Raw genomic sequence first — 7,160 nt, forward strand, 5'->3', positions numbered from 1 at the left:
CGACCCAGGAAGGGCTCGACGCCGCCGACGAGGAGATCGACGAGGAGCCGGCCGAAGGACCCGGCCCCGCCGCCGATCCCGACGAGGACGTCGAGCCAGCAGCAGAACAGTCCGCCGAGGCCGACGCGGCCGAGGCCGAAGCAGAAGACGCGGGACCCTCCCTCGACGACGACGTCATGAGCGACGAGGAGGCCGACCTGCTGATCCCCGTCGAGGACTACCTCGGCGCCGGCGTCCACATCGGGACCCAGCAGAAGACCAAGGACATGGAGCGGTTCATCCACCGCGTCCGAACCGACGGCCTCTACGTGCTCGACGTCTCGAAGACCGACGGCCGTATCCGCACGGCCGCGGACTTCCTCTCGAACTACGACCCGGAGCAGATCCTGGTCACCTCGAGCCGCCAGTACGGTCGGTTCCCCGCGGAGAAGTTCGCCGAAGCGGTCGGCGCTCGAGCGCGCACGGGTCGGTTCATCCCCGGCACGCTGACCAACCCCAAGTACGACGGCTACATCGAACCCGACGTGGTCGTCGTCACGGACCCGATCGGCGACGCCCAGGCCGTCAAGGAGGCCATCACGGTGGGTATCCCGGTCATCGCGATGTGTGACTCGAACAACCAGGTCAGCAACGTCGACCTGGTCATCCCCACGAACAACAAGGGTCGCAAGGCCCTCTCCGTAGTCTACTGGCTGCTCGCCAACGAGGTTCTCGACCGCCGCGGCGCCGAGCCGTCCTACGCGCTCGAGGACTTCGAGAGCATGGTCTAGCTGAGGGGTTCGCTTTTCTCGCCGATCGCCGTTCCGGAGCGATAGTATTAGGGCCCATCCGTGTGAACCGAAGGGTATGCTCGAGCACGTCTTCGCGTTCGAAGAGAAGAAGATGCCGCTGCCGGTCGTGCTGTCCGCGATCGGTCTGATCGCGATGTTCGCGGTCGGTATCGTCTACCGGTTGGTTTCGTTTCTCGTTCTGTAATCCGGTACGAGTGCGCACACGTTCGCTGCAAGCGTCCGCACCGACACAGTCAACTATTAACCGCCGTCGTTCGAACGGCCGGGTATGACACGCTCGAGCGCCCCCGGCAAGGTCTATCTCTTCGGGGAGCACGCGGTCGTCTACGGCGAGCCCGCGGTGCCGTGTGCGATCGAACGGCGGGCTCGCGTCGGCGTCCGGCGACGGGACGACGGGAAGCTCCGCGTTCACGCCGAGGACCTCAGTCTGGACGGCTTCACGGTCGAGTACGGCGGGAGTGCGGACCAACAACCCGACGTCGACGTCCCCGAGTCGCTGGTGACGGCGGCGATGGGCTACGTCGACGGCGCGATCGAACAGGTTCGCGAGGTCACCGGCGAGGAGGACGTCGGCTTCGACGTCACCATCGAGAGCGATATCCCGCTGGGAGCGGGACTGGGCTCCTCCGCCGCAGTGGTCGTGGCCGCCATCGACGCCGCGACGCGCGAACTCGGCGTTACCCTCGAGCCCGAGGAGATCGCCGAACGCGCCTTTCGGACGGAGTACGAGGTCCAGGACGGCCAGGCCTCCCGGGCGGACACCTTCTGCTCGGCGACGGGCGGTGCGGTCCGCGTCGAGGGCGACGACTGCGGTTCGATCGAGGCGCCCGACCTCCCGCTGGTGATTGGATTCGACGGTGGGGCCGGCGACACAGGCGAACTCGTCGCGGGGGTTCGAAAACTCCGCGAGGAGTACCCCTTCGCCGAGGACACCGTCGCGGCGATCGGCGACGTCGTCCGCAACGGCGAGGACGCCCTCGAGGCGGGCGATCTCGAGGAACTCGGCCGACTGATGAACTTCAACCACGGCCTGCTGTCGGCGCTGGGAGTGTCCTCGCGCTCGCTGGACTCGATGGTCTGGGGGGCCAGAGACGCCGGCGCTTACGGCGCGAAGCTGACCGGGGCCGGCGGCGGGGGCTGTATCGTCGCGCTCGATCCCACCGACGAAACCGAGACCGCCCTCTCGTACACGCCCGGCTGCGAGGAGACCTTCCGGGCCGAACTCGCGGAGACGGGGGTGGAGCGACTCGAATGATCGTCCTGAAACTCGGCGGCAGCGTCGTCACCGACAAGGACCGCGCGGAGACGCTGGACGGCGAGGCCCTCGATCGGGCGGCCGACGCCGTCGCCGCCGCCCTCGAGTCCCCCTCGGAATCGCTCGCCGAGGGGCTCGTCGTCGTCCACGGCGGCGGGAGCTTCGGCCACCACAACGCCAGCGAGCACGGGGTCAGCACGACCGCTGGAACCCACGATCCGGGCGCGGTGCAGGACGTCCACGGGGCGATGACGACGCTGAACGCGTTCGTCCGCTCGCGGCTGCTCGAGCGCGACGTCCCCGCGGTTCCCGTCCACCCGTTCTCGGCGGGCCACCGCGACCCCGACGGCGACCTCCACCTGCCGACGGGGCAGGTTCGGACGCTGCTCGAGGAGGGGTTCGTCCCCGTTCTCCACGGCGACGTGATCGCCCACGCTGGCGAGGGCGTGACGATCGTCAGCGGCGACGAACTCGTGGCCGAACTCGCACGGGCGCTCGAGGCCGATCGGATCGGCCTCTGCTCGACCGTTCCGGGCGTGCTCGACGACGACGACGCGGTCATCGACCGGATCGAGTCCTACGGAACCGTCGCGGACGTGCTCGGCGAGAGCGAGGCGACGGACGTCACCGGCGGGATGGCCGCGAAGGTCCGGGCGCTACTCGAACTCGAGGCCGACGCCTCGATCTTCGGCCTCGAGGGGTTGGAGGGGTTCCTCGAGAGCGAAGAGCCAGGAACCACGATCGGGTGACGGGGGCGCGGTCGAGAACCCGTACGTCGACGCTATAGGAGCCACACGACCCCCAGTCCCGCCGCTGCGGTCGTCCCGAGGATCCCGGCGACGAGCCGTCCGGCGGCGGCCGTTCCGAACAGCCAGACGATCGCGATCTTGACGAGCGTGTTCACCACGACGGCGAGGACGATCCCGGTCACGGCGACCGTCGCGGCGAGGTCGCCGTCGAGGGCGAGTTTGCTCAGCGATAACGTGATCGCGTTCGCGTCGACCGTTCCAGCCAGCGCCGCAGCCCAGTACACGCCGCCGGCCCCGAACACGGCGCTGACGAGGTCGACCCCGAGGAGAACGCCCGCAAAGAGCGTCCCGAAGAGCAACGCAGGGCGAAGCCGGAACGGGTTGTCCGGCACGAAAAGCGGCTTTCGGCCGGCTCGGATCCGGGCGAAGAGAGCGAGCGACAACAGTCCGCCGACCGCCGTCATCGCGGCCAGCGGAACCGCGAGCGACGCCACCAGTTCCGGTGCGACGACCGCGACCAGGAGTAGCACTCGGGGAAACATCACGATGGACGCGACCGCAGTCGCGAACGCGGAGATGGTCGCGAGTTCCGGGTTTCGGCGCGACTGTTCGGCCATCGCCATCGCGGTCGCCGTCGAGGAGACGAATCCACCGAGGAGCCCCGTCAGTCCGATCCCCGCCTGGGGTCCCAGAACCTTCGTGAGGGCGTACCCGAGGAATCCGAGCCCGGAGACGAAGACGACCATCAGCCAGACGAACCGCGGGTTCAGGCCGAACAGCGCCTCGAGTTCCCCGTCGGGAAGCAACGGGAGCACGACGAGCGCGACGATGAGAAATTTCAGGGTCGCCCGAAGTTCGGTCGGGCCGATGCGGCCGGTCAGCTCGTGCATCGGCTCTTTGACCGCGAGGAGCGCGGCGGTGACGGTCCCGAAGACAACCGCCAGTGTGAGCCCCTCCTCGGAGTGGACGGCCATCGCGCCGTAGACGAACGTCAGCACCATCGCGATAGCCGTCGTCATCCCGGCGTCTCCCTCCAGGACGATCTTGCTGACGTACGCGACGACGACGAGCGCGAGGAACATCCCGAACAGAATCGGTAGGAGCGACGGAAAGAACAACGACACCAGCGCACCCAGAAGCGCGACGAGCGGAAACGTCCGGACGCCGGCGAAGCTTCCGGCGGATTCGCTCTGCTGTCGCTCGAGTCCGATCAACGAACCGATACCGAAGGCGACCAGCAGTCCGATCGTCGACGCGTCCATCGGTCGGACAACGGTCGGTCGCGGTGAACTATGTGGCGATTACGTTACGCCTTGAACGAGCGCCGCGACCGGTCCGTCCGGCGAGCAGGACGAGATCCCGGTCGAGTCTCCGACCGATCAATCGAACAGCACTCGCTCGAGGATCGGGCGCAGGAACGACCCCCGGCGCGTCTCCTTGGAGTGGACCAGCAGGACTGGCTGTTCGATCGCCGCGGCGAGTCGGTCCGAGCGCTGTTCGACGAACAGGTCCGGGAGCCGACGGTGCGTAACCGTGCTCAACATTACCAGATCCGCCGACTCGAGCTCCCGCGAGAGGCCCTCGATCTCGTCGTCGGTGCGAACGATCGTCGATTCGACGGGGACGGTACAGAGCGCGTCCAGTTCGGCGTGGTACTCGTCGATCGTCTCGAGTAGTTCGTCGGGGGCGTCCTCGTCGACCGCAAAGAGGAACCGCACCGAGGCGCCGAGCGTGTCGGCCATCGCGTCCGCGAGTTCGACCTTCAGCGGGTCGTTGAACGGACTGCGGTCGGTAACGACCGCGATCTCGTCGATCCCGCCGCGCCGTTCGTGCTGGACGAAGACGACGTCGCAGGGGGCGTGTTCCATGATCCAGTCGGCGTCCCGGCCGAACAGGGTGTCCAGTCGGGTCGTCGCCCGCTCGCGGGCCAGGATCAGGTCCGCGCCGGTGCGGTCGGCGAAGTTGACGACCGCGTGGCGGGTGTCGTGGCTGACGATCTCGCCGACCTCGACGGGGACCTCGAGGTAGCGCACGAGGTCGTCGGTCCGGGTCTCGAACTCGACGTCCGCGCTCGAGAGTTCGTCGGCCGCGGTGTCGAGGGGGACCTGATCGGGAACTTCGTCGAACCGGACGACCCGGATCCGCCCGCCACGGCGGCGAACGATCGGCGCGGCCATCTGGATCAGGGCGTCCTCCTGCTCGCGGGTCACGTCCCGGCGGATCGGGATCAACACCTCGTAGCGATCCTCCCGCTCGAGCTGTGCTTCGGTGTCGCGGACGAACTGCCGGCCGGCCTCCCGGCGGGCCAGTCCCTTCGCGACACCCTCGCGCTGGACGCGCTCCTCGGCGTAGAGCTTGTACCAGACGAATCCGCCGATCACGATTCCGATCGAGCCGACGATCGGGAGCAGCTCCATTCGGGAGATGATGAACACGCCGGAGGCGATGCCGAACAGCTGAACCCACGGATATCCCGGCGTGTAGAACTCCGGGTCGTACCACTCGAGGTCGCGTTCGCGGAAGGCGATGAGTGCACCGCAGACCAGGATGTAAACGAGTATCTGGAAGGCGCCGGCGGACTTGGCGATCTGTTCGACGTCGAGCGTGAGGATCGCGACGATCATCAGTCCGCCCGTCGTGAGGATCGCGACGACCGGCGTCGCGAACCGCGGGTGGATGTACTCGAAGATCTCGAGGAAGAGTTCGTCGCGGCTCAGCGCCAGCGGGTACCGCGAGGCCGTCAGGATCCCGGCGTTGGCGGTACTGACCAGCGCGAGCAGCGCGGCGAGGACGATCGCGATCAGGAACAGTTCGCCGAACAGCAGGTCGACGGCCTCGGCCATCGGCGCCTCCTCGCCGGCCAGGACCTCGCCCTCGATGACGCCGACGAGGACGAACACCAGCAGGGCGTACAGGATCGACGTGGCGACCAGCGAGGCGAGCAGCCCGAGCGGGAGGTTCCGCCCGGGGTTCTCGATCTCCTCGGCGACGGCGGCGACCTTGGTGACGCCGGCGTAGGAGACGAGCACGGTCGCGGTCGCGGTGAACACGCCGCTCATTCCCTCCGTAAAGAAGGGGTCGTAGTTCGCGCCGTCGACGCGGATGATCGACCCCGCGACGAACACCGACAGGATCACCAGCATGACGACGACCATGATCAACTGGAGTCCGCCAGTCTGTTTGACGCCGACCAGGTTGACGGCGATGAGCACGAGCGCGAACGTGATCGCCACCGCCTCGATGCTCGGCAGGGCCATCACGGCCTCGAGGTAGAACATCCCGCCGACGAGCGCGAGTGCACCCTTCAGCATCAACATCAGCCACGTCCCGAGGCCGGCGATCGTTCCCACCGCGGGACCCATCCCGCGTTCGATAAAGACGTAGTCGCCGCCGGCCTCGGGCATCGCGGTCCCGAGTTCGGCGATGCTGAGCGCGGCGGGGACGACCAGGATCGCCGCGATCACGAACGCGAGGATCACGGCGGGGCCGGCCTCGGCCATCGCGATTCCGGGTAGGATGAAGATGCCGCTGCCGATCATCGCGCCCATGCTGATCGCGATCACGGCGAACAGCCCCAGGTCGCGCTCGAGATCCTTCGTCATCGGGGGGAGTTTCCCGGCGGGCGCTAAGAAACGTTGGTGTTTCGGAACCGATTGCGCAGTCGCCGCTACCTTATTCGATGGGCGTCAACTACTCTCTCCCGAAATCGAACGGTCGGGCGGTTCGAGATCCGATCGGCGGCTCGGCGCGCTCGTCGGGACCCAACCCACTGCGTTTTTAACATCCGAGCGTGTAGGGAGGGGTAACGTACCCGCGGGCAAGTGCGTTCGCGGCCCACAGCGTTCCTGTGGGCCGGTTGGCGGGGTATACCGCCGCGAGCGCATAGCGGGATGGCCGACGCGCTGTAAGACGCCGGGGCCGCACAACCGGGAGTCCGCGGACCGTTTCAGTGAGAGTCCACACGCGGCTTTCAGTGCTAGCAACTATGGAAATCGAAATTGCAACGATTGGCGGTTACGAGGAAGTCGGACGGCAGATGACCGCCGTTCGCGCCGGCGACGACGTCGTCATCTTCGACATGGGGCTGAACCTCTCGCAGGTTCTGATCCACGACAACGTCGAAACCGAGCGGATGCACAGTCTGGATCTGATCGACATGGGCGCCATTCCCGACGATCGGATCATGAGCGACCTCGAGGGCGACGTGCAGGCGATCGTCCCGACCCACGGCCACCTGGACCACATCGGCGCCATCTCGAAGCTGGCCCACCGGTACAACGCGCCGGTCGTCGCCACGCCGTTTACGATCGAGCTGGTCAAACAGCAGATCGAGGGCGAACAGAAGTTCGGCGTCGAGAACGACCT

The 7,160-nt window shown here is 67.3% G+C and carries 7 protein-coding genes; 5 read left to right on the plus strand and 2 right to left on the minus strand.

What is annotated here, in order from left to right:
- From rpsB to ACNA7R_RS18230, 4 genes are all read left to right on the plus strand, one after another.
- The coding region (rpsB, locus tag ACNA7R_RS18215; protein ID WP_416284941.1) for a 30S ribosomal protein S2 at positions 1 to 770 on the plus strand (770 nt) is incomplete at its 5' end.
- A 76-nt stretch (positions 771 to 846) separates the two neighbouring features.
- Positions 847 to 975, plus strand: coding sequence for a hypothetical protein (locus ACNA7R_RS18220; protein WP_416284942.1), 129 nt, complete (start codon positions 847 to 849; stop codon positions 973 to 975).
- 84 nt (positions 976 to 1,059) lie between these two features.
- Positions 1,060 to 2,046 carry a mevalonate kinase gene (mvk, locus tag ACNA7R_RS18225; RefSeq protein WP_416284943.1) on the plus strand — a complete coding sequence of 329 codons (987 nt, stop codon included), beginning with the start codon at positions 1,060 to 1,062 and terminating at the stop codon, positions 2,044 to 2,046.
- A complete protein-coding gene (locus ACNA7R_RS18230; RefSeq protein WP_416284944.1) occupies positions 2,043 to 2,795 on the plus strand; it encodes an isopentenyl phosphate kinase in 753 nt (250 codons plus the stop codon). Before mvk ends, ACNA7R_RS18230 begins: the two co-directional genes overlap by 4 nt.
- Before the next feature lie 32 nt (positions 2,796 to 2,827).
- On the opposite strand, the gene ACNA7R_RS18235 is transcribed toward ACNA7R_RS18230, so the two are convergent.
- Together ACNA7R_RS18235 and ACNA7R_RS18240 are read right to left on the minus strand one after the other, a co-directional pair.
- A complete protein-coding gene (locus ACNA7R_RS18235) occupies positions 2,828 to 4,057 on the minus strand; it encodes an MgtC/SapB family protein (RefSeq protein ID WP_416284945.1) in 1,230 nt (409 codons plus the stop codon).
- A gap of 117 nt (positions 4,058 to 4,174) precedes the next feature.
- Positions 4,175 to 6,397, minus strand: a complete 2,223-nt coding sequence (locus ACNA7R_RS18240; protein WP_416284946.1) for an amino acid permease — start codon at positions 6,395 to 6,397, stop codon at positions 4,175 to 4,177.
- Between the two features lie 383 nt (positions 6,398 to 6,780).
- Between ACNA7R_RS18240 and ACNA7R_RS18245 the strand changes: the two genes are divergently transcribed.
- Positions 6,781 to 7,160, plus strand: a 380-nt coding sequence (locus ACNA7R_RS18245) for an MBL fold metallo-hydrolase (protein WP_416284947.1), incomplete at its 3' end; no start/stop codon positions are given.

Origin of the sequence: Natronococcus sp. (genome assembly GCF_047921035.1) — an archaeon.
Lineage (GTDB): Archaea > Halobacteriota > Halobacteria > Halobacteriales > Natrialbaceae > Natronococcus.